Below are 22,161 nucleotides of genomic sequence, written 5' to 3'. Positions count from 1 at the left end.
ACCGGCGGCGAACAGGCAGGCGTCCTACCTGTTCACGGCGGGTGTGCGCCCGCTCCCTTTGTGTCGTCGGAGCAGCACGGAGTCTTCCGGATCAGCTCGATCGGAGGTCCGGAGGTGGGAGGCGGGCTCAGGCGGACTTGCCGCGGCGGCGGCGTTCGTTCGGCTCCCTGGAGAGGCGGCCGACGAGGCCGAACCGGCTCTGCGGCGGCTGCTCCTTCGGGGCCGGGTCGGCGTCGGCCATGACGATGACCACGCTGGCGCCGCCGAGCGTGGCGGACGTGCCGATGTTGACGGTGCCGTTGCCCTCGATCGCGACCCGCCGCACGATGTCCAGGCCCAGCCCGGTCGAGCCCTGGCCGCTCTCGCCACGCTGCAGCGCCAGCTCCGGGTCCGGGATGCCGGGGCCGCCGTCCTCCACCCGCAGCACGACGTAGCCGTCGTCGCGCCGGGTGACCGCGACCTCGAAGGGCACGCCCTGCGGTGTGTACCGGATGACGTTGCCGATCAGCGCGTCCAGCGCGGCGGCGAGCTCGCTCTTCGCGACGTGGACCGGCGCCGGCCCCTCGGTGCCGATCGCCTTGCAGTCGCGCTCCTGGTCACCGGCGACCGCCGACCAGAACATCATCCGGTCCCGGACGACCTCGGCGACGTCGCAGCCCTGCTCGCCGGTCGACGCGGCGGCGCCGTCGCTGCGCTCGCCGCGGTCGGGGGTAGGGGAGTGCGCGTCGATCGGCTCCCGCATCGCGCGGATGAGCTTGTCGATCTCGACCTCGAGCGCGGCGATCGCGTCGCGGATCCGCTCGGCGTCCTGGCTGTCGTCGAGCGTCTCGGCGTCCAGCCGCAGCGCGGTCAGCGGCGTGCGCAGCCGGTGCGACAGGTCCGCGACCAGCTCGCGTTCGTTGGTCAGCAGCGCCATGATGCGGTCGGCCATCACGTTGAGCGCGAAGCTCGCCTCGGCCAGCTCCCGCGGCCCCGACGGGTCGAGGCGCACGTCGAGGTACCCCTCGCTCAGCGCCCCCGCGGCGCCCGCGAGCTGGCGGGCCGACGCGGTGACCTTCGCGGCGAGGCGGTCGCCGACCCAGACGGAGGCGATGACGAGTCCCAGCGCGACGGCGGTCAGCGCCCACCAGGCGCCGCTCACCCCGTCGGACAGCTCGTCGGAAGGGATGAAGACCTCGACAACCGCCGTGCGGCCCGACCCGACGTCCACCGGCTCCAGGTAGGACACCCCGCCGGTGACGGTCGCCGTGACGGGGGCCGCCTGGTCGGCGGCGCGCGCGAGGTCCTTCGGGGCGGCGTGCCCAGTGCCGATCTCGAGGCCTTCCTCGCCCAGGTTGTGCACCGAGACGCGGCTGACCGCCGGGCCGCCGGTGCTGGCGATGGCCCGTTCGATCGCCAGGGGGTCGGTGGTCACGGTGAGGACCGCCACGACCACGGCGGTCTGGCGTTCGGCGTCGGCGAAGGCACGCTCGCGGGCGAGCTGCTGCACGACCAGCCCGAGGGGGATCAGGAACGCCAGGGCCACCATCGTGGTGACCGCGGCGCAGACGTAGGCGAGGGTCCGCCTCAGTCCGGCGCCGCGAACCTGAAGCCCACGCCCCGCACGGTGTGCAGGTATCTGGGCGCCGAGGCGCTCTCGCCAAGTTTCCGGCGTAGCCAGTACAGATGCACGTCGATCGTCTGGTCCTCGCCCACTGAGGGTTGCCGCCATACCTCCTCCAACAGCTCACGGCGTGAGACCACCCGTCCGGGACGGGCGGCGAGGTACGCCAGCAGGTCGAACTCTTTGCGGGTCAGCGTCAGCGGCTCACCGTGCAAGTGTGCCTGCCGTTGTCCGATGTCGACACGCAAGCCTCCCACCTCGATGGCGGTGGGTTCCTCGCGGCTCGCCCGTCCGGTGCGGCGCAGCACGGAGGTCATCCGGGCGTCGAGGTGGGCGGAGGTGAACGGTTTGATCATGTAGTCGTCGGCGCCGGCCTTGAGCAGCCGCACGATCTCCGCCTCGTCGTCGCGCGCGGTGGCGATGATGATCGGCGTGTCGGCGATGCCGCGCAGCATCCGCAGCGCGTCGGCGCCGTCGAGGTCGGGCAGCCCGAGGTCGAGCACCACCAGGTCCGGCGTCTCGGCGGCGAACCGCCGCAGCGCCTCCAGCGCGGTGCCGACCGCGTGCACCGTGTGACCCCGGTCGGTCAACGAGCGCAGCAGGGCGCCCCGCACGACATGGTCGTCCTCAACCAGCAGCACCGTGGCCATGCGAAGAACATACGTCCTGGCGCAAGTGCCAGCTCTCGCGGTCGATGGACGAATCCGACATGTCCGGGTTTTTCGGAGGCGGTCATCCTCCGTTCGCCGGGACTTCCGTTCGTACGGGTACCTGTGGGTAACCGGGTGCCGTACAACTGCCGAGCATGACTGTCGATGCATTGACGCGCCGCGCCCTGCTGGTGACCGGCGGCGCGACCGCGGTCGCCGTGGTCACGGCCGCCGGCGCGCACGCCGCGACCCCGGTCTTCCTGCACGGCGTGGCCTCCGGCGACCCGCTGCCTGACGGCGTCCTGCTCTGGACCCGGGTGACCCCGACGCCGTCGGCCACCCCCGGCTCGGGTGCCGGGCCGTCGGTCGCGGTGACCTGGCAGATCGCCACCGACCCCGGGTTCGCCGACGTGGTCTCCGGCGGCACCGTCACCACCGGGCCCGAGCGCGACCACACCGTCAAGGTCGACGCCCGCGGCCTGGCCCCCGCGACGACCTACCACTACCGCTTCGGCGTCGCCGGGGTCTGGTCGCCGGCCGGCCGCACCCGGACCGCGCCCGCCGCCGACGCCGACCTGGCCCTGCTGCGCTTCGGCGTCGTCTCCTGCTCCAACTGGGAGGCCGGCTACTTCGCGGCGTACCGGCACCTGGCCGCCCGCGGCGACCTCGACGCGGTCGTCCACCTCGGGGACTACATCTACGAGTACGCGACGGGAGGCTTCACCGCCGGCGGCACCACGGTGCGCCGCACCGAACCGGCCCACGAGATCGTCAGCCTCGCCGACTACCGCATCCGGCACGCGCAGTACAAGACCGATCCCGACGCACAGGCGTTGCACGCCGCCGTCCCGTGGGTCATCACCTGGGACGACCACGAGGTCGCCAACGACATGTGGGCCGGCGGCGCGGAGAACCACGACCCCGCGACCGAGGGCTCCTTCGCGGCGCGGGTGGCGGCGGCCCGGCAGGCGTACGCGGAGTGGATGCCGGTCCGGCTCGGCGCGGACGGCGCCATCCACCGCCGGCTCCGCTTCGGCCGGCTCGCCGAGCTGTCGATGCTGGACCTGCGCTCATACCGGTCGCAGCAGGCTTCCGGGACGGCCGTGGACGACCCGTCGCGCACCATCACCGGCGACGGGCAGATGGCCTGGCTGAAGCAGGGCCTGGCGTCCTCGACCGCCCGGTGGAAGATCGTCGGGAACCCGGACATGATCGCCCGGGTCGACGTCGGCACCCTCCCCGCGTGGCTGCTCGGCCCGCTCGGCAAGCTGCTCGGCATTCCCTCGAACGGCTACGCGATCAACACGGACCAGTGGGACGGGTACAACGCCGACCGCGACGAGCTCGTGAACCACCTGCGAGCCAACAACGTCCGCGACACCGTCTTCATCACCGGCGACATCCACACGTCGTGGGCCAACGAGCTGGTCACGAGGTCCACGGTCGGCTCGCCGACCGCCGTCGAGTTCGTCGTGCCGTCCGTGACGAGCGACAACGTCAACGACTTCCTCGGGGTCCCGCCCGGCTTCGTCGGCCCGGTCGCCGCGTCGCTGGTGCAGGCGGCCAACGGACACGTGAAGTGGGCAGAGCTGGAAGGGCACGGCTACGGCGTGCTGGAGGTCCGCCCCGACGCGTGCCGGATGGAGTGGTTCCACGTCCGGGAGCGCACCGACCGCGACACCACCGCCCGCCGGGTCAAGACCTACGCGGTGCGCAGCGGCGTGTCACGGCTGGTCGTCCAGTAGCCGCCCGATCACCTGCAACGCCTGCTCGACGTCCGGTTCGCCGTCGGCGATCGCGTCCGCGTAGAGGAAGCTCTCGCCGATGCGGACCAGGACGAAGGCCAGGGTCCGCGCGTCCATCCTCGGGGTGAACGCGCCGGCCGCGATCTCCTCCTGCAGGAGGCCCTCCAGGTGCGCGCGGACCCCCGGCTGGACGACACCGTGCTTCGACGTGAGGATGCGCAGCGCCGCCTCGGGCTCGGCGGCGAGGAAGTGCCGCAGGCTCGGCTGCTCGATGACGCCGGCAAGGAAGTTGCCGATCACCGCGACGATCCGGTCGGCGCCGCGGCGGCCCTCGGCGTGCTTCACGGCCCGCTGGAGGCTGCGCTGGGTGAGCTGCCACAGCACCGCGCCGAGCAGCTGGTCGCGGCCGCCGGCGCGCCGGTACAGCGTGGCGCGGCCCATGCCCAGCTCGGCCGCGAGCGAGCGCATGTCGACCCGGCGCTGCTCCAGGAACCGCCGCATGGCCGCATCGAAGATCTCGTCGGGCGGCATGCCAGGCAGGTTACACGCCTTGAGACAGATCCTGAACTGTCTCAGCGGGCGCCTCGTCGGCGATGTCGGACGGGTCGGTGTTCGCCCCGCAGAGCACCACCGCCACCCGACCCGCGTCGTCGAGCCGCCCGAGCCCCGCGTAGGCGGCGGCCGCGCCGAGCTCGACCACGATCCGGTGCTCCGCCCACAGGCGTTTGCGGGCCTGGACGATCGCCTCGTCGTCCACGAGCACGCTCCGCACCCCGTGCCGGACGGCCGACTCGAGCGCGATCGTCCCCACGCGCCGCGCACCGAGTGAGTCCGCGGCGACGCTGTCCACGACCACGTCCACGGGACGACCCGCGGCGAGGGCCGCGTGCAAGGTCGGTGCACCCGCCGGCTCGACGGCGACGACCCGCGCCCGGTCACCGACCGCCGCCGCGACGCCACCGACGAGCCCCCCGCCGCCGGTGGCGACCAGGACGGTGTCGACCTCGGGCAGCTCGAGCGCGAGCGTGCCCTGCCCGGCGACGATCTCCGGCTGGTCGTACGCGTGCACGAACAGCGCCCCGGTCTCCGCCACCCGGATCGTCGAGGCCGCGTAGGCCTCCGCGTACTCCCGCCCGTGCTGGTGCACGACGGCGCCGAGCTGCCGCAGCTTGCGGACCTTCACCGCCGGCGCGACCTCTGGCACGAACACCTCCGCCGGGATGCCGAGCCGTGCCGCCGCGAACGCCACCGCCAGCCCCGCGTTGCCACCCGACGCCGCGACGACCCCCGCGGCCGGCAGCTCACCGTCCTCCCGCGCGGCGAGGATCCGGTTGAACGCACCGCGCGCCTTGAACGAGCCGCTGTGCTGCAGGAGCTCCAGCTTGAACCACAGCCCGGGCGCCACCTCGACCGATGGGGTGCGCCGCACATGCCCTTCGATCCGCCGCGCCGCCGCCTCCACCGCGTCCCTGTCGACCATGCGCCCACCCTACGTCCACGCCCCCCGCACCCACCGTCGATCCGCCGCCCACCACCACCCCCGCAGAGGCTGGCCAATACCCGAATTTGTGGCTTTGTTCGGTAAGTGTCGGTGCGGGTCAGAGGCCGGCTGGGCGGCCGCCGCGGCCCTCGCCGGAAGCGAACCTGGCGGCGCCGCCCGTGGCACCCGCGTGGAGCGAGGCGACGCCGAGGCGGTGCTCGATCGCGAGGGCGTCTTCGAGGGGGCGGCCCAGCGAGTCGTACACCGAACGGCGGTCGTTGCGCAGGCACTCCTGCGGCAGGTCGGCGAGCGTCGCGGCCAGGGCCTCCGCCGCGCGCCTGGCCTCGCCGGGCGGCACGACGCGGTCCGCGAGGCCGATGCGGTGCGCTTCCGCCGCGTCGACGGGCCGGCCGGTCAGGATCAGGTCGAGGGCGCGGCCGACCCCGATCAGCTGCGGCAGCCGGACCGTTCCGCCGTCGATCAGCGGCACGCCCCAGCGCCTGCAGTACACGCCGAACGTCGCCGTCTCCTCGACGACCCGCAGGTCGCACCAGATCGCCAGCTCCAGTCCGCCCGCGACAGCATGCCCGGCGACCGCCGCGATCACGGGCTTGGTGAGCCGCATCCGGGTCGGGCCGAGCGGGCCGTCGCCGTCGGGCTCGACGCGGTTGCCGGTGCCCGCCGCGACGGCCTTCAGGTCGGCACCGGAGCAGAACGTGCCGCCGGCGCCCCACAGTACTGCGACCGCGGCGGTGTCGTCGGCGTCGAACTCGCGGAACGCCGCCGCGAGCCGCTCCGCCGCGTCCCGGTCGACGGCGTTGCGGGTCTCCGGCCGGTCCAGCACGACCGTCCACACAGGTCCCGACCGTTCGATGCGCACACTCATACCGGCCAGTGTCGCCGGAAAGGACGACGGCCGCGCCCGGACCTCGTTCCCGGGTCGGACGCGGCCGTGCAAGGCCCGTGCGGCGAGCACGCTCAGCGGCGCCGCCGGCGGTAGCTTCCGTAGCGGGTGTGCCAGGTGCCCGCGCCGGCGAGGTGCAGGGCGACGCACAGGAACCCGGCCAGGCTCAGGGTCCCCACGTCGAGCACCGGCCCGGCGTCGGCCCCGAACAGGTCCATCAGCAGCGCGACAGCGAACAGGATCGCGGCGATCACAGCGAACACAACGGCCTCCTTCGTAGTGATCGCTGAGTACCCAACGCCCGCGAAACCTAATCGACGCCGTCGATGCCGAGCAGGTCGGCGAGGGCGACCCGGCCGTCCGGGGTGACCCGCACGGCCCGTCCCGACCCGATCCGCGCGACCCAGCCGCGGGCCAGGAAGCGTTCGCACAGCCGTGCCCCGGCGACCCCGGCGAGGTGCGGGCGCCGCTCCGTCCAGTCGAGGCAGGCGCGGGCCACCGGCCGCTTGCCGCCGTCGAGCCGCAGGCCCTGGCCGGCCATCCAGCGCAGGCCCGCCTCCGTCAGCGCGAAACCTCCCGACTGGTCCAGCAGCCCCCGCGCCGTCAGCGCGTCCGTGACCGCGACGCCGAGCCGCCCGGCGAGGTGGTCGTAGCAGGTCCGCCCGCGTGCGAGCGCCGCCGAGGCCGTCGCCGCGCGCAGCCCGGTGGGCCGCGTCGCGTCCGGCGCCAGCCGCGCCGACATGTCCTCCAGCAGCGTGGCGACGGAGGCGTCGGCGAGCCGGACGTACCGGTGCCGCCCCTGCCGCTCCTCGGCCAGCAGCCCGCCGGCCGTCAGCCGGTGCAGGTGCTCGGTCGCGGTGGACCGCGCGACCCCGGCGTGCCGGGCCAGCTCGCCGGCGGTCCACGCCCGGCCGTCGAGCAGCGCCAGGCACATCGCGGCGCGGGTCTCGTCGGCGAGGAGCGCGGCGAGCTGCGCGAGCGAGGACGGTGCGGTCATACCCCCGATTGTCCGCGCCGGTCAGTTCGTCCCGGGCCGAACGGTCGCGGTCCTACCGTCGGACCATGCAGACGATCGACGACCCGGGCGCCGCCCTCGCCGTGCTCCACGACCCGGCGTTCGTGGTCCCGCCGGTGCCCGCCGCCACCCACGGCATCGCCTGGCTGCGATCCGCCGTCGGCCGGTTCAGCGACGGCGACGCGTACACCCGCCGCCGTGCCCTCAGCGAGTCCCTGCTGTCCACAGTGGACCCCGCAGCGCTCCGGGACGCCGCCGCGTCATCCCCGCACCTTCACCCCGTGCAACTCCTGTGCACCGCCCTCGGCCTGCCCTCCTCCTCACGGACGACCCTCGCCACGGTCCGCGTCGTCGCTGCCGCGTACCACCCGGACACCGGCGACGAGCCCGCCGCCGACGAGGCGGTGCGCGCGCTGGTGGACCTGTGCGGCGGGGTACCGGACGAGACCACCGCCGCGCGGATCGGCCTGCTGGTCCAGGCCTGCGACGCGACGGCCGCCCTGATCGCCCGGGCCCGCGCCAAGGGCCTGGAAGCGGCGCTCCGCGACACCCCACCGGTCCCGGCCACCAAGCGCATGGCCACCCGGCCGGTCACCCTCACAGCCGGCCACCCCGACTTGGTCGACCCCTCCGGCACCCTCGCCGAACCAGGCAACCGAACGGCCGCCGCCGACCCGGCCGACCGTGACCGCCCCGAGGTCCGCGTCGAGCCGGGTGGCCGCCCTGGAGTCCGCGTCGGTCCGGACGGGCGTCCCGGAGTCCACGTTGAGCCGGGCGAGCGTTCCGGGACCCGGGACGAGGCGGGCCACATCCGGGTCGAGGCGGGCGAGGTGGTGCGCGTCAGTCTTCAGGGCATCCCGTTCGGTGCGGGTCCGCGGCGTTGTCCGGGCCGTGCCCACGCGATCGCGATCGCCGAGGGAGCCCTCAGCGCGTCGGCGTCGGAGAATCCAGGAGGTGGGCGGTGAGCGATTTCCGGTCCCTGCATCGCTCGGGTGCGCCGCTCGTCCTGCCGAACGCCTGGGACGTCGCGTCGGCCAGGATGCTGGTGCGGGCGGGGTTCGTGGCGGTCGGGACGACGAGCCTCGGGGTCGCCGCGGCGAACGGCGTGCCCGACGGGGAAGGTGCCACCGACGCGGACGCGCTGCGGCTCGTCCGGAGGATCACCGGGCTGCCCTGCCACGTGACGGTCGACATCGAACGTGGCTCGGTGGGCCTGGCGGTCGCGGTCGCCGCCGCGGGGGCCGCCGGGGTCAACGTCGAGGACGCGATGGGGCCGGTCGAGACGCAGGTGCGCCTCATCAGGGCGGTGAAGCGGGAGGTGCCCGAGCTGTTCGTCAACGCACGCACCGACACGCACTGGCAGCGGGCCGGTGACCTGGGCGAGGCGGTGCGGCGGGTGCGGGCGTACGCGGACGCCGGAGCCGACGGGGTGTTCGTCCCGGGGCTGCGGGAACCGGGCGACATCGATGCCGTCGTCCGTGCGGTGGACGTGCCGGTCAACGTCCTGCACGACCCTTGCGGGCCCACCCTCGCGGAGCTGACGGCGCTGGGCGTGCGGCGGGTGAGCACCGGGTCGCTGCTGTTCCGGGCGGCGCTCGCCGCGACCGTGGAGGCCGCCCGCGCGGTCCGCGACGGCACCCCGGTGCGCACCGCAGGCCTGCCGACGTACGCGGACATCGCCGCCACGGGCTGACAAAGCCAACACAACAGGGCCAGGCCGCCGTCAAGAAGCGACACGAGCCAGGCCGCCCCCAAGGGGCGGCAAGGACCAGAACAGCGTCAGGTGGCCAGCGGCGCCGAGGACTCGCGGTGCACCAGGGTGGCGGCGGCCGGCTCCACGCGGGGCGTCCGCGCCCGGTCCTCCAGCGCCAGGGTCATCGCCCGCGCCCCCATCTCCGTCAGCGGCAGCCGGACCGTGGTCAGCGCCGGCGTCACGTCCCGGGCGATCGGCATGTCGTCGAACCCGACCACGCTCATCTGCGACGGCACCGCGATCCCCCGCTCGCGCAGCACGCTGAGCGTGCCGACGGCCATGGAGTCGTTCAGGGCGACGATCGCCGTCAGGTCGGGGGAGTCGTCCAGCAGCCGGCGGGTGGCGTCGGCGCCGCTGTCGCGGTCGAAGTCGGCGAAGACGATCCGGCGCGGCGGCAGCGTCCGCCCGTACTGCTTGGCCGCCCGGCGCAGCCCCGCGAGCCGGTCGGTGGTCGTGGTCAGCACCTTCGGGCCGGCGATGACCCCGACCTTGCGGTGCCCGCCGCCGAACACCTCCACCCCGGCGAGGTGCCCGCCGTCGGCGTTGGCGGGCATGACGGCGTCGCCGGGCAGCTCGTGCCGGCCGATGACGCTGACCCTGCCGCCGGTGCGGGTGTAGGCGGCGAGCTTGCCGGTCAGCGCCTTCGTGAACGCCGGGTCGTGGTAGCCGGAGCCGGCCAGGATGATCGCGGCGACCTGCTGGGCCCGCAGCAGCTCCACGTACTCCAGCTCGCGCGACGGGTCGCGGTAGCTGTTGCAGATGATGACGAGCCGCCCGTTCGCCGTGGCGACCTGTTGCAGCCCCCGGGTGATCTCGGCGAAGTACGGGTCGGAGACGTCGTGCACGATCACGCCGACCGCGGTCCGCTGCGCGCGGGCGAGGAACTGCGCGTGCGCGTTCGGCACGTACTGCAGCTCGTCCACGGCGCGCAGCACCCGCTCGCGCAGCTCGTCGGTGACGAGCTTCGTGCTGCCGCTGATGATCCGCGAGGCGGTCGCGGGAGACACCCCGGCACGGCGGGCCACGTCGGCGAGCGTCGCCATCATCCGCCCCCTTCCATTGACTCGTTCGCAGCATACGGGTTAGCGTCGACATCACCAGAGGAAAGCGTTTTCCTGGAGGATCGAAGATGGACCAGCTGCCCGGTGCGGTCGGAATCTCCCGGCTGTCCGTCTACGACTCGCTCGCCCCCGACGGGCTGCTCGGCGGGACCCCGCACATGCACCTCACCTGCTCGGAGGGGTACGTGGTGACCGCCGGCGAAGGGCTCGTGCAGACGCTGTCCAGCGGCGGCTACCGCGAGACGCGACTCGAGCCCGGCACCGTCGCCTGGTTCCCGCCCGGTACGATCCACCGCCTCGTCAACCAGGGCGGCCTGCAGATCGTCGTGGTGATGCAGAACAGCGGCCTGCCCGAGGCCGGCGACGCGGTCCTGACGTTCCCACCGGACGTCCTCGCCGACCCTGACGCCTACGCGGAGGCCGCGCGGCTGCCCGAGGGCGGCGTGCCGGGCACCGACCTGAGCGCCGCCTTCCGCCGCCGCGACCTGGCCGTCACCGGCTTCCTCATCCTGCGCGACAAGGGCCCCGACGCGCTCGGCGAGTTCCACGCGGCCGCCGCCCGGCTGATCGCCCCGAAGCTGCCCGCCTGGCGCGAGAAGTGGGAGCGCGGCGCGCTCCAGGCCGCGCTGGAGACGGGGAAGCAGATCGACGCGCTCGCCGCCGGCGACGCGAGTCACCTCGGCCACGGCGGCATCAGCGTGCTGCCGCAGCCGAGCGAACACGGCCGGCACGGCATGTGCGGCCTGCTCGACACCTACCACGCCACCGCCGCCTGAGGAGTCCTGTGTCCCGCATCCCGATCGGTATCGTGCTCAACGGCGTCACCGGCCGCATGGGGTACCGCCAGCATCTGGTCCGCTCGCTGCTCGCGATCCGCGAAGAGGGTGGCCTGCCGTCCCGCGACGGCTCGCTGATCTGGCCGGAGCTCGTCCTGGTCGGGCGCAACGCCGACAAGCTGGAGCAGCTGGCCCAGCGGCACGGCCTGACCGAGTGGACGACCGACCTCGACGCCGCGTTGGCCCGCCCCGACGTGCAGATCTACTTCGACGCGCAGGTGACCCAGCAGCGGGAGAAGGCGATCCGCGCCGCCATCGACGCCGGCAAGCACGTCTACACCGAGAAGCCCCTGGCGGAGGACACCGACGCCGCCGTCGCGCTGTGCCGCGCCGCGCGGGCCGCCGGCATCAAGCACGGCGTCGTGCAGGACAAGCTGTTCCTGCCGGGCCTGCGCAAGCTGAAGCGCCTCATCGACGGCGGCTTCTTCGGCCGGATCCTGTCGGTGCGCGGCGAGTTCGGCTACTGGGTCTTCGAGGGCGACTGGCAGGCCGCGCAGCGCCCGTCGTGGAACTACCGCGCCGCCGACGGCGGGGGCATCGTGGTGGACATGTTCCCGCACTGGCAGTACGTGCTGGAGCAGCTCTTCGCCCCGATCCGCTCCGTGCAGGCGACCATCGCGACCCACATCCCGACCCGGGTGGACGAGGTCGGCCAGGAGTATGAGGCGACCGCCGACGACGCGGCCTACGGCACGTTCGAGCTGGAGGGCGGCATCGTCGCGCAGATCAACTCCTCGTGGGCGGTCCGCGTCCGCCGCGACGAGCTGGTCGAGTTCCAGGTCGACGGCACGCACGGCAGTGCCGCCGCGGGGCTGCGCGAGTGCCACGTCCAGCACCGCGGCACCACCCCGAAGCCGGTGTGGAACCCGGACCTGCCGGTCACCGAGCCGTTCCGCGCGCAGTGGCAGTCCGTGCCGGACAACGAGCCGTTCGACAACGGCTTCAAGGCGCAGTGGGAGCTGTTCCTGCGGCACGTCGTCGACGGCCCGGAGAACGGCGCGGCGTTCCCGTGGGACTTCGCCGCCGGCGCCCGCGGCGTCCAGCTCGCCGAGCTCGGCCTCCAGTCCGCCCGCGAGGGCCGCCGCCTCGACATCCCGGCCCTCGACCTGTGAACACCCGGCAGCTCGAACGGTTCTCGCTGAACCAGGCCACCACCAAGCGCTGGCCCGTCGACGAGACGATCGCCGGCTGCGTCAAGCAGGGAGTGACGCAGATCGGGCTGTGGCGCGACCAGGTGGACACGTTCGGCCTCGAACGGACCGCCGCCCTGGTCCGCGCCGCCGGCATGCGCGTCACGACCCTGTGCCGCGGCGGCTTCTTCACCGCGCCGGGCTGGTTCGACGACAACCGCCGCGCGATCGACGAGGCCGCGGCCCTCGGCGCGCCGGTGCTGGTCCTGGTCAGCGGCGGTCTCCCCGACGGCAGCCGCGATCTGGACGCGGCCCGCCGGAGCGTCGGCGACGCGATCGGTGAGCTGGTCCCGCATGCGGTCGCGGCAGGCGTACGACTGGCGATCGAGCCTCTGCACCCGATGTTCGCCTCGGACCGCTGCGTCGTGTCCACCCTGTCGAACGCCCTGGACCTCGCGTCGCCGTTCCCCGCCGCGGCGGTGGGGGTGGCCGTCGACACCTACCACCTGTGGTGGGACGACCAGGTCTGGACCCAGTTGGCCAGGGCGGGTGCCGAGTCGCGCATCGCGTGTTTCCAGGTCGCCGACTGGATCACGCCGCTGCCGGAGGGCGTGCTGCTCGGCCGCGGCCTGCCGGGCACCGGCTGCGTCGAGCTGCGCCGGTTCCGCGAGGCGGTGGACGCCACCGGGTACACCGGCCCGATCGAGGTCGAGGTCTTCCACGACACCGTGTGGTCGCGCCCCGGCGCCGACGTGCTGGCCGAGTCGATCGAGGGTTACATCACGCACGTGCTGTGACCACCCGCGCGGGGCGGCGTCCGGGTTCTCCCGGCGTCGCCCCGGCCGTGTGTCGCCCCCGGGCTGTGCGCTGTCCGGGCCGGGTCAGCCGCGGTTGCCCTCGGCGGCCGGCGGGTCCGAGACCGGGTCGGAGGTCGGCGGCGTGGTGGTGGGCGGCGTCGTCGGCGGCGTGGTGGTCGGGTCGGTCGTCGGGTCCGGCGTCGGCGTCGTCACCGTCGTCGTGGGCACGGCGGTCGATGTGGCCGACACGACCCCGGACGCGGTCGGGGGCACCAGCGGGCCGTTGGTCGGGTTGCCCCCGCCGGCCGTGGCGCCCGGGTTGGGCCGCTGCACGGCGGTCACCTGCGGGTTCGGCGCCGGCGACAGGTTGGTGCCGACCTGGTCGCCGGTGGTGCTGCCGCGGTGCGTGCCGGAGTCGGACTTGCCGCCCATCATGTCGGTCGTGGTCTCCGCGGCGGCGAAGACGAGCGCCAGCGCCATCGGCACCGCGATCGCCATCGACGTCACCCGGCGGCGCGACATCTGGGTCGTGCCCCGCAGCCAGCGCTTCTGCGTCGGCAGCGGCGCGACGTCGAGGTCGTCCACGGCGAGGCCGAGCAGCAGCTGCCGTGCGTCGGGCCGGTCCAGCGGGTCGCGGCTGAGCGCGGCCGCGACGAGGTCCCGCACCGGGTCGGGGATGCCGTTGAGGTCGGGCTCGCCCTCGAGGATCTTCCAGGCGCGGGCCGCGGCCTCTTCGCCACCGTACGGGTGGCGGCCCGTCGCCGCGAACGCGACCAGGCAGCCCCAGCCGAAGATGTCCATGGCGGCCGACGGCTCCTCGGCGCGCAGCTGCTCGGGGGAGGCCCAGCCGAGGCTGCCGACGATGTTGCCGGTGCCGGTGATGTCGCTCGCGGCGTCCATCGCGCGGGCGATGCCGAAGTCGATGATCCGGACACCACCGAGCGTCACCATGAGGTTGCTCGGCTTCAGGTCGCGGTGGACCAGGCCGACGTTGTGGATCGCGGCGAGCGCGGCCGCGACGCCGAGCGCCACGCTGTGCAGCATCGCCGGGTCGAGCGGGCCGTCGTCGGCGACGAGCCGCGACAGCGGGATGCCCTCGAGGTACTCGGTGACCAGGTACGGCCGGTCCTCGTGCATGCCGGAGTCGAGCACGCGGGCGGTGCAGAAGCCGGGGACCCGCTGGGCGGCCCGGACCTCGCCGGCGAACCGCACCCGGAACCTCGGGTCGCGCGCGAGGTGCGCGTGCACCAGCTTCACCGCGACGCGGGAGCCGTCGGAGGACTGCGCCAGGTAGACGGTGCCCATGCCACCGATGCCCAGCTGACCGATCAGCCGGTAGTCGTCGATGCGGATCGGGTCGTTGGCCGTGAGGTCGCCGATGGTGGCACGGCGTGCCGGGGCGGCCGAGCGCAGCGGCAGGTCCGGCGTGCCGGACTCACCGGCGCCGTCGTGCGTGCCAGCCTCGGTCATCGGGGTCCTTCCAGCCACTCGGCACAGGTTCCATGCAGTCTGGTCCGTCCACCGCGAGATGAAAAGACCACCCTGGATGCAACCCTCGTGCCCGTTCGGGCAGATTTCGCCCATGCGGCATCCGCGCATGGTGCCTCGACATTAGTCGAGATCCGCGCGGACGTCCGCGCCGGAGGTCACACCTTCGACCCCCAGCGTTCAACGAATGACGCCCGATGAGATGACGCGGCCCGCGCTGAGATCAGCGTGGTCGCTCCAGGTGAGCGATCATTCCACGCAGCGCAGTCGTGACGACCGCGAGCTGGGCCGGCTCCAGGTACGACAGAGCGAACACCTCCGCGCTCTGCGACTCCGGCAGCAGCTCGCGGATGAGGCGCTGGCCCTTGCGGGTCAGCTGCAGCACCACGAGCCTGCCGTCGTCGGGATGCGGGCTGCGGCGCACCAACCCACGGCCGGACAGCGTGTCGACGACGCCGGTCAGCGTCGCCTTGGAGATGCCCGCCTGCTCCGCGACGTGCCTGGTCTCCATCCTGCGCGCGGCCCACACGGTGCGCAGGACCACGAACCCCGTCCACGTCAGCTGCCGCGGACGCAGCACCACCTGCTCGACGTGCTGCCTGACGGCGTTGGCCGCCCGGTGCAGGTGCAGCACGGTCTCCGTCGCCGTCGAGTCAGCGGCGACGTCCTGCGTAGCGGTCACCTGTCGTCACGCAACCGCTCATGTCTCGACACGACACCTCGCATGCCCATGTGGGCGGCCCCCCTCCGGTCCCCATAGAACACACAGAATATCGAAAACATAGCGGTTCCGTTGCCCCGTCATCACCCACAGCAATTCCATGAACGCGAAACGTAGACCGTCTTCGTGCTGTTTGCCCGCTTTGTCGTCACAATTTATCGGCTATCAGATGAATTGAAACTTCTGAAGTGCCCGACTGTACCGATCCAGGCGTCCATCGACGACACTGGAACCATGCGGGTCGCACTGGTGGCCATCACGACGCTGCTCGGCCTGACCGCGGGCGGTGGGGCGGCCGCGTGCGGCGGCCCCGCCGAGCCTGCGCAGCACCAGACGGCCTCGCCGTGGCGGCGCCTGCCGGACGCGCCGTCGGAGCGCACCGAGGTCGCCGCCGCCGTCACCGGCGCGAGGATCGTGGTCGCCGGCGGGTACCAGCGCGACGGCGGCAGCGTCAGCACCGTCGAGATCTACGACACCGCCGCCGGCGCCTGGACTGCCGGCCCGCCGCTGCCGCTCGCCGTCAACCACGCGATGGCCGCCGAGGCCGGAGGGGCCGTCTACGTGTTCGGCGGGTTCCTCGCCGACGGCGCCCCGAGCGCCGCGGCGTTCCGCCTGCCCGCCGGCGCGCAGCGCTGGGAGTCGGTCGCGGACCTGCCCGAGGCGCGCGGCGCCGGCGCCGGCGCCGTTCTGGGCACGTCGATCTTCGTGGCCGGCGGGATCGGCCCCGGCAAGGACCTCCTGGCCGCGTCGATGCTCGTGTACGACACCGTGGCCGACCGGTGGCGCTCCGCACCCGGACCGCCCACACCGCGCGAGCACCTCGGCGGCGCGGCCGCGGGCGGCCGGTTCTACACCGTCGGCGGCCGCGTCGGCGGGCAGCTCCTGGCGGCCGTCGAGTCGTTCGACCCGGCCACCGGCGCGTGGACGAAGCGCCCCGACCTGCCGACCGCGCGCGGCGGCCTGGCCGCGACCGGCACCTGCCACGGCTGGGTCATCGCCGCCGGCGGCGAGGGCAAGGCGACGTTTCCGCAGGTTGAGCTCTACGACCCGGCCGCCGACCGGTGGCGCGCCCTGCCGCCGATGCCCAACCCGCGGCACGGCCTGGCGGTGGTGACCGTCGGCAGCACGCTGTTCACGCTGCCGGGCGGCCCGAAGCCGGGCCTGTTCGTCGCCGCCACCACCGAGTCCCTCGACCTGGACCCCTGCTGACCGCGCTCCCTCGGCCGGCGCCGACGGGCCTCGCCGCGGTCGGAGGCTGTTCGGTCCCGGTCACGGGTGTCGCTGATCAGTCCTGGTCGCGGTGGCCGCGCCGCAGCAGCCGGTTGCGCTGCCAGATCAGGAACGCGAACAACGCGATCAACAGCATGATCACGCACAGGAACTTGGCCATCGCGACAGCGTACGGCGGCCCCCGCCCTCACCCTGCCTCCGGCTCCCTGCTTCCGGCCTGCGTCCTTCGGCCTGCGTCCTCGGCGCCGGTGTGCGTCCCTGCTCGGGCAGGGGCGATTCAGCGTCCGTGGCCGGCCAGATCTCCGGCCCGGGTGGTGTCCTGACCCCTGCGCCTGGCCAGGTGGGCGAACGTGACCGCGTCCTCGACGGCGGCGCCGCCCGGGTCGTTGTTGAAGTAGACGTACGACTCCGCGCAGGAGTCCGCCAGGCGGCCGGCCCAGGTGTCGAGGGCGGACCGGCCGTACCGTGGCCACGGCGCCGCGCGGCCCTCGTGCAGCCGCAGGTAGCACCAGCCGCCGGTCGTCCACAGCGGGGTCACCGGCCGGCTGTGGCGGTCCGCCCAGCACAGCGCCGCCCCGCGGGCGTCGAGGACCTGCCGAACCTCGTCCACCCACCAGGTCTCGTGCCGCGGCTCGACCGCCACCCGTACGCCGGCCGGAAACGCGGCCAGCGTCGCGTCCAGCGCCGCCACGTCGAGCTTCATCGTCGGCGGCAACTGCAGGAGCACCGGGCCGAGCTTGCCACCGAGCCCGCCGGCCCGGTCCATGAGCCGCCGCACCGGCTCCTCCGGGTCGCGCAGCCGGCGTACGTGCGTCAGGTACCGGCTGGCCTTCACCGCGACCACGAAGTCGTCCGGTGTCCGCTCCCGCCACGCCTCGAACGTCGACCGCTCGGGCAGCCGGTAGAACGCGTTGTTGACCTCCACCGTGCCGAACGTGGTCGCGTAGTGCTCCAGCCAGCACCGTTGCGGCAGGTCGGCCGGGTACAGGCGGCCCTTCCAGTCGCGGTACTGCCAGCCCGACGTGCCGATGAGCATCATGCCGACCGGTTACCCAGAAACCCGGGGCGCTGTCGCCTACGTGTACGTACGTCGGTCGCCCGGCCGACTACGTATGTCGCCCGGAGGCGTTTAGGTAAGTGTTACCGATGTCGCGCGGACCTTACCGCGCGAGGATGGTGTCACAACGATCCAGAGGAGCCCGCAGTGAACGTCCACCCGATCCTTCTGACCGAGCTCGTCCGCCAGCGCCAGCTGCACATGCTCGACGAGGCCAAACACTGGTCAAGCCGAGTGAAGCTCCGCCGCAGAGCGGACCGCTCCGGCACCGCGGCCTGACCGGCCCGCACCGCCGTAACCCAGCAGCCCCGGACCTCGGCGTCCCGGCCACCCAATCCCTCCGGGTGGCGCGGACGTCGACCGGTCCGGGGCTGCCGTGCGTCCACCACCCCCCGGCGGCGGACCTGAGCCATGAACTTCTTCCTCAGGCGTAGCAGGTGACTACGTGCGGCCGGCCCGGCTAGGTATCGCCGCGGCGCTCAAGATACGTAACAGGTACAGATGGAAACGGCTCCTTACACGACCAGGATGGAGACATCACCGAGCCAAGGAGTCGGCCATGATGCACCCAGTGTTCCTCTTCGTCCAGGTCCAGCACCGTCAGGAGAGCCTGCTCGGCCTGGGCCGGCGCCGGCGGCGGGCCGGTGAGGACGACCGGCCGTGGTGGCGCAGGTCGCGTGCGTCACAGCCGACGCACAGGCTGCCCGCCGGTAGGCTGGTTGCGTGCGGGCCAGCCGTAGCGGAGTGAGTCAGGTGATGGTCGGCCGCGACGACGAGCTGCGCAGGTTGCGCCGGCTTCTCGACGGGTCCGAGCCTTCCATCGCCATGCTCGGCGGCGAGCCGGGCATCGGCAAGAGCCGTCTGGTGCAGGAGCTGATCACGGGGTTGCCCGAGACGGTGCCGGTGCTCGACGGGCAGGCCGATCCCGGCACGCTCAGCCGGCCGTTCGAGGTGCTGCTCGACGCGATCGACAGCGGCCACCGCTCGGCCGGGCTCGACCCGGAGCTGCTCGTGACGGTCACCGACGCGTCGCGGTCCATGATCGACCGGATTCAGGCCGGGCTGGAGATCGTGCGGCAGCTGACGACGCCGGGACCGTCGGTGGTGGTGTTCGAGGACCTGCACTGGGCCGACTCGGAGAGCGTGGCGCTGTTCGAGCGGATCGCGGACCTGCCCGGCACCAGGCTGCTCGTCGGCACGTACCGGCCCGACGAGGTCACCCGCCGGCACCCGCTCGCCGACCTGCTGACCCGCCTCGAACGGCGGTACATGGTGACCAACGTGCGGCTGGAGCGGCTCAACCTCGCCGAGACGTCGCAGTTCCTCAAGTCCGTCACCGGGCGGCCTCCGGCGTACAGGACCGCGCTGTCGCTGCACAACCGCACCGGCGGCAACCCGTTCTTCCTCGAAGAGCTGATCAAGGCCAACGGCGACGAGGACCTCGACACGCTGTGTGACCGGCCGCTGCCGTGGAACGTCGCGGAGGCCCTGCGCAGGCAGCTCGACGACCTCGACCCGACCGAGAAGCGGATCGTCGAGGCTGCCGCCGTGCTCGGCCGCAAGGTGCCGTTCGACCTACTCGCGGCCGTGACGAGCCACAGCGAGCCGGAGCTCATCGACGCCCTGCGCGACCTGGTGCGGCGCGGGCTGATGGTGGAGACCGGCGACGACGAGTTCAGCTTCCGGCACGCGCTGACCCGGGAGGCGCTCGCCGACGAGCTGCTCGCCCGGCAGCGCCGCCGCCTGCACGAGCTGGCCCTGGAGACGCTGCTGTCGACCGGCAGCAAGGACTACGCCCTGGTGGCGCACCACGCCCGGGGCGCCGGCCGCTATCTCGACATGGTCGAGGCCGCCCGGCGCGGGCTCTCCAAGTACCTGGCGATGGGCTCGCCCTACCAGGCGCTGCAGCTGGCCGAGATGGGCCTCGACGAGCTGCCCGACGACGTGGAGCTGCTGTCGTGCGGCGCCCGCGCCGCCTGGCTCGCCGGGCTCCTCGACGACGCGCAGCAGCTCGGCCGGCGCTGGCTCGCCGCGGCCGGCACCGGCGACGAGCGCGCCGACGCGCTGCGCCTGCTCGTGCGGCTCAGCTGGGAGGTCGGCAGCAGCGGCAGCATGCAGGAGCGCGCCGAGGAGCTGCGGGCCGAGATCGAGCACCTCGGCGACGGGCCGTCGAAGGCGTACGCATACGCGGCGATCGCGCAGGCGTACATGCTGATGGACAACACCGAGTGCGCCATCGAATGGGCCGACAAGGCGATCGGCCTCGGCGAGCGGCTCGGGCTGCCCGGCGTCTGGCTCGCCGGCAAGGTCGAGAAGGGCTCCGCGCTGGTCAACTTCGCCGCCGGCGTCGACGACGGCATCAAGCTGCTCAACGAGGCGGCCCAGGAAGCGGAGCAGGCGGGGGAGTGGCTGCTCGCCGCGCGGTCGCTCAACAACCTGTACAACCTCCTGCCCGGCGGCCCCGCCGACTGGGCCGCGGCGCTGGAGCGCATGCGCACCTTCGCGGAGCGGGCCGGCTTCGACTCCCTCGCCGTCGCCGCGTACTTCCAGGGCCGCGCCCGGCTCGCCGTGCAGGAGGGCAACCTCGGCGGCGCCCTCGCCGAGCTGGAGTCCGCCCGCCGCCGCGACCGCGGCCTGCTGCGCACCCGCAACGGCATCGACTACCACGGCGTCTTCTTCGCCGGCCTGCTCCTGGAGGCCGGCGAGCTCGACCGCGCCGACGCCGTCATCCGCGGCATGGTCGAGGCCACCGACACGTACACGATGCTGACCCAGACGTCGGTGCCCGGCCTGCAGTTCCACCTGACGGCCCGCCGCGGCCAGACCGAACAGGCCCGCGAGCTGCTCCGCGCGGTCCTCGACGCCGTCCGCGCCACCGGCGTCACCGGCCGCGACTTCGCCCACGACCTCATCTCCGCCGGCCTCGTCGGTGGCCTCGCCGTCGACGAGCTGCGCCCGGTCGCCGCCACCATCGACGACCCGTTCTTCGACGACGCGTGGCGCTGGCTCGCCGACGCCCAGATCGCCGAGGCCGCGGGCGACCACAAGGCCGCGCTCGCCGGGTACCGCCGCGCCGTCGCCGAGCCGTCCATGCTCCTGCCCGCCACCAAAGGCTCCGGGCACGTCGGCGCCGCCCGCTGCCTGCTCGCCCTCGGCGACCTCGAAGCCGCCCGCCAGCACGTCCGCGTCGCCGAGCCCCTCCTGGCCCGCTGGTCCGGCTGGCGCGTCGCGGAGCTCTCCGCCCTCCGCGGCCGGCTGGGCCTCGCCGCCCCCGTCGCCGGCGACCAGGCGCTGACACCCCGCGAGCGCGAGGTCGCGGTGCTGCTCGCGGAAGGCCTGACCAACGCCGAGCTCGCCCGCCGCCTCTACATCTCCCCCCGCACCGCCGCCGTGCACGTCTCCAACATCTTGAGCAAGCTCAACCTGGAGTCCCGCACGCAGATCGCCGCCTGGGTCCGCGCCGGCAGCTGACTCCTGCCTCGTCCTGCCGCCGGTGTACGCCGCCCGTCTCCGCTCTTCGCGCCGCAGCTGTTCTACGCGGCGTACTTGTCTTCGCGTTGCCGTTGCTCCTCGCGTACCCACTCGCACAGACGTTGATCAATGCCACGGTTTGCGGCTTTTGCGACATCGAGGTTGCGCGATCCACCCCCAAATGATCTCTGATTTGTGGGTGGATCGCGCGGCGTCTATCCGTGCTGCTGAAGCTGGCGAGTGATGGGCGTCTTGGGCGGCTGGGCGCCGTATGGTGGGCGGGTGCTGGTCGTCACGAACGAGCTCGCCGGCCGGACCGAGGCCGAGGCGGTCGAATCCGTCCTCGGCGTCCTGCGCGAAACCGGCGACGTCGAGACCATGACCTGCGGCCATGCGGGCGACGTCGACAGAATCCTCGACGCCCGGCGCGGCCGGCGGCTGGTGGTCGTCGGAGGCGACGGTTCGCTGCACACGATGGTCGGCGCCCTGCTGCGCCGCGGCGAGGCCGCCACCTGCGAGGTCGCCCTCATCCCCCTCGGCACCGGCAACGACTTCGCCCGCGGCGCCGGCATCCCCGTCGACGACCTGCACGCCGCCGCCCGGATCGCCGCCGCCGGCATCGCCGGCCCGATCGACCTGATCGTCGCCGACGGCGACGGCGTCGTCATCAACGCGGTCCACACCGGCGCCGGCGCCGAGGCGGCCCTGAAGGCCCGCCCCCTCAAGAAGCACCTGAAGATCGCCGCGTTCCCGATCGGCGCGGTCCTCGCCGGGTTCACCGCCAGGGGCTGGCGCCTTCGCGTCACCGTCGACGGCACGATGGTGTCCCGCGGCCGCCGCCGCGTCCTGATGGCAGGCCTGTCCAACGCGCCGACCATCGCCGGCGGCACCGGCGAGCTGGCCCCCGACGCGGACCCGACGGACGGCCTGGCCGACATCACGGTGTCGTTCGCCGTCGGCCCGCTCGCCCGGGTCGGCTACGCCCTCGCCCTGCGCAAGGGCCGCCACCCGGGCCGCGACGACGTCATCCACCTCCGCGGCCGCGACATCCACATCGAAGGCGACCCGTTCCACGTCAACGCCGACGGCGAGCTCACCGGCCCCTTCCGAAGCCGCCGCTGGACGGTCGCCCAGAGCGCCTGGCTCCTCGTCCGCTGACCGCGGCTCTTCGAGAGGTGGACGACCGAGTCGTGGGTACCGCTCGACGCGGTCGTCCACCA

The 22,161-nt window shown here is 73.5% G+C and carries 21 protein-coding genes; 10 read left to right on the top strand and 11 right to left on the bottom strand.

The features are described from left to right. Nucleotides 1-127 precede the first annotated feature (127 nt). Nucleotides 128-1,528 (bottom strand): HAMP domain-containing sensor histidine kinase, encoded by a 1,401-nt coding sequence (locus ACQEVZ_RS15730; RefSeq protein WP_433366924.1) that lies wholly within the window; start codon nucleotides 1,526-1,528, stop codon nucleotides 128-130. Between the two features lie 38 nt (nucleotides 1,529-1,566). Continuing rightward, on the bottom strand, nucleotides 1,567-2,253 hold the full coding sequence (locus ACQEVZ_RS15725) for a response regulator transcription factor (protein ID WP_033363396.1): 687 nt from the start codon (nucleotides 2,251-2,253) through the stop codon (nucleotides 1,567-1,569). A gap of 155 nt (nucleotides 2,254-2,408) precedes the next feature. On the opposite strand from ACQEVZ_RS15725, the gene ACQEVZ_RS15720 reads away from it, so the two are divergent. Beyond that, nucleotides 2,409-3,998 carry an alkaline phosphatase D family protein gene (locus tag ACQEVZ_RS15720; protein ID WP_433366919.1) on the top strand — a complete coding sequence of 530 codons (1,590 nt, stop codon included), beginning with the start codon at nucleotides 2,409-2,411 and terminating at the stop codon, nucleotides 3,996-3,998. Here ACQEVZ_RS15720 and ACQEVZ_RS15715 read toward each other — a convergent pair. From ACQEVZ_RS15715 to ACQEVZ_RS15695, 5 genes are all read right to left on the bottom strand, one after another. After that, nucleotides 3,978-4,529 (bottom strand): QsdR family transcriptional regulator, encoded by a 552-nt coding sequence (locus ACQEVZ_RS15715; RefSeq protein ID WP_344512835.1) that lies wholly within the window; start codon nucleotides 4,527-4,529, stop codon nucleotides 3,978-3,980. The two genes, ACQEVZ_RS15720 and ACQEVZ_RS15715, sit on opposite strands and share 21 nt — an antisense overlap. Before the next feature lie 10 nt (nucleotides 4,530-4,539). Further along, complete coding sequence (locus ACQEVZ_RS15710) at nucleotides 4,540-5,478, bottom strand: serine/threonine dehydratase (protein WP_344512837.1); 939 nt, start codon at nucleotides 5,476-5,478, stop codon at nucleotides 4,540-4,542. Nucleotides 5,479-5,596: 118 nt separating this feature from the next. After that, the gene (locus ACQEVZ_RS15705; RefSeq protein WP_433366914.1) at nucleotides 5,597-6,364 is read right to left on the bottom strand and encodes a crotonase/enoyl-CoA hydratase family protein; all 768 of its coding nucleotides are present in this window, start codon (nucleotides 6,362-6,364) and stop codon (nucleotides 5,597-5,599) included. 92 nt (nucleotides 6,365-6,456) lie between these two features. Beyond that, nucleotides 6,457-6,645 carry a hypothetical protein gene (locus ACQEVZ_RS15700; protein WP_344512841.1) on the bottom strand — a complete coding sequence of 63 codons (189 nt, stop codon included), beginning with the start codon at nucleotides 6,643-6,645 and terminating at the stop codon, nucleotides 6,457-6,459. Nucleotides 6,646-6,692: 47 nt separating this feature from the next. Next, on the bottom strand, nucleotides 6,693-7,388 hold the full coding sequence (locus ACQEVZ_RS15695) for an ArsR/SmtB family transcription factor (protein WP_433376783.1): 696 nt from the start codon (nucleotides 7,386-7,388) through the stop codon (nucleotides 6,693-6,695). A 56-nt stretch (nucleotides 7,389-7,444) separates the two neighbouring features. Between ACQEVZ_RS15695 and ACQEVZ_RS15690 the strand changes: the two genes are divergently transcribed. Then, entirely contained in the window at nucleotides 7,445-8,362 is a 918-nt protein-coding gene (locus ACQEVZ_RS15690; protein ID WP_433366911.1) for a hypothetical protein, read from the top strand. Then, on the top strand, nucleotides 8,359-9,090 hold the full coding sequence (locus ACQEVZ_RS15685) for an isocitrate lyase/PEP mutase family protein (RefSeq protein WP_344512847.1): 732 nt from the start codon (nucleotides 8,359-8,361) through the stop codon (nucleotides 9,088-9,090). The genes ACQEVZ_RS15690 and ACQEVZ_RS15685 overlap by 4 nt, the downstream gene beginning before the upstream one ends. Before the next feature lie 86 nt (nucleotides 9,091-9,176). Here ACQEVZ_RS15685 and ACQEVZ_RS15680 read toward each other — a convergent pair whose 3' ends face one another. Continuing rightward, nucleotides 9,177-10,193 carry a LacI family DNA-binding transcriptional regulator gene (locus tag ACQEVZ_RS15680; protein ID WP_344512848.1) on the bottom strand — a complete coding sequence of 339 codons (1,017 nt, stop codon included), beginning with the start codon at nucleotides 10,191-10,193 and terminating at the stop codon, nucleotides 9,177-9,179. 86 nt (nucleotides 10,194-10,279) lie between these two features. Between ACQEVZ_RS15680 and ACQEVZ_RS15675 the strand changes: the two genes are divergently transcribed. The 3 genes from ACQEVZ_RS15675 to ACQEVZ_RS15665 are packed head-to-tail and all read left to right on the top strand — an operon-like array spanning nucleotide 10,280 to nucleotide 12,974. Further along, entirely contained in the window at nucleotides 10,280-10,987 is a 708-nt protein-coding gene (locus tag ACQEVZ_RS15675) for a cupin domain-containing protein (protein ID WP_354902910.1), read from the top strand. 8 nt (nucleotides 10,988-10,995) lie between these two features. Beyond that, nucleotides 10,996-12,159 (top strand): Gfo/Idh/MocA family protein, encoded by a 1,164-nt coding sequence (locus ACQEVZ_RS15670; protein WP_433366906.1) that lies wholly within the window; start codon nucleotides 10,996-10,998, stop codon nucleotides 12,157-12,159. Further along, the gene (locus ACQEVZ_RS15665) at nucleotides 12,156-12,974 is read left to right on the top strand and encodes a sugar phosphate isomerase/epimerase family protein (protein WP_433366903.1); all 819 of its coding nucleotides are present in this window, start codon (nucleotides 12,156-12,158) and stop codon (nucleotides 12,972-12,974) included. Before ACQEVZ_RS15670 ends, ACQEVZ_RS15665 begins: the two co-directional genes overlap by 4 nt. An 84-nt stretch (nucleotides 12,975-13,058) precedes the next feature. Here the strand turns inward: ACQEVZ_RS15665 and ACQEVZ_RS15660 are convergent, their stop codons facing one another. Beyond that, nucleotides 13,059-14,444: a serine/threonine-protein kinase gene (locus tag ACQEVZ_RS15660; protein WP_433366900.1), complete on the bottom strand. Its 1,386-nt coding sequence runs from the start codon at nucleotides 14,442-14,444 to the stop codon at nucleotides 13,059-13,061. 241 nt (nucleotides 14,445-14,685) lie between these two features. Then, on the bottom strand, nucleotides 14,686-15,144 hold the full coding sequence (locus ACQEVZ_RS15655; RefSeq protein ID WP_344512857.1) for a MarR family winged helix-turn-helix transcriptional regulator: 459 nt from the start codon (nucleotides 15,142-15,144) through the stop codon (nucleotides 14,686-14,688). Between the two features lie 273 nt (nucleotides 15,145-15,417). On the opposite strand from ACQEVZ_RS15655, the gene ACQEVZ_RS15650 reads away from it, so the two are divergent. Further along, nucleotides 15,418-16,392: a Kelch repeat-containing protein gene (locus tag ACQEVZ_RS15650; protein ID WP_433366896.1), complete on the top strand. Its 975-nt coding sequence runs from the start codon at nucleotides 15,418-15,420 to the stop codon at nucleotides 16,390-16,392. A 298-nt stretch (nucleotides 16,393-16,690) separates the two neighbouring features. Here the strand turns inward: ACQEVZ_RS15650 and ACQEVZ_RS15645 are convergent, their stop codons facing one another. Beyond that, nucleotides 16,691-17,452 (bottom strand): DUF72 domain-containing protein, encoded by a 762-nt coding sequence (locus ACQEVZ_RS15645; RefSeq protein ID WP_433366893.1) that lies wholly within the window; start codon nucleotides 17,450-17,452, stop codon nucleotides 16,691-16,693. A 165-nt stretch (nucleotides 17,453-17,617) separates the two neighbouring features. On the opposite strand from ACQEVZ_RS15645, the gene ACQEVZ_RS15640 reads away from it, so the two are divergent. The 3 genes from ACQEVZ_RS15640 (at nucleotide 17,618) to ACQEVZ_RS15630 (ending at nucleotide 22,099) form a co-directional block, all read left to right on the top strand. Next, nucleotides 17,618-17,749, top strand: coding sequence for a hypothetical protein (locus ACQEVZ_RS15640; RefSeq protein WP_344512863.1), 132 nt, complete (start codon nucleotides 17,618-17,620; stop codon nucleotides 17,747-17,749). 444 nt (nucleotides 17,750-18,193) lie between these two features. After that, nucleotides 18,194-20,941 carry an ATP-binding protein gene (locus ACQEVZ_RS15635; RefSeq protein WP_433366890.1) on the top strand — a complete coding sequence of 916 codons (2,748 nt, stop codon included), beginning with the start codon at nucleotides 18,194-18,196 and terminating at the stop codon, nucleotides 20,939-20,941. Nucleotides 20,942-21,184: 243 nt separating this feature from the next. Continuing rightward, nucleotides 21,185-22,099 (top strand): diacylglycerol/lipid kinase family protein, encoded by a 915-nt coding sequence (locus ACQEVZ_RS15630; protein ID WP_433366887.1) that lies wholly within the window; start codon nucleotides 21,185-21,187, stop codon nucleotides 22,097-22,099. Nucleotides 22,100-22,161: the final 62 nt, after the last annotated feature.

It is taken from the genome of Dactylosporangium sp. CA-152071 (genome assembly GCF_050936335.1).
In the GTDB taxonomy this organism is placed as follows: Bacteria; Actinomycetota; Actinomycetes; order Mycobacteriales; family Micromonosporaceae; genus Dactylosporangium; species Dactylosporangium maewongense.
Note: the sequence above shows the minus strand (reverse complement) of the source record. Positions and strands in the feature narration are given on the sequence as shown.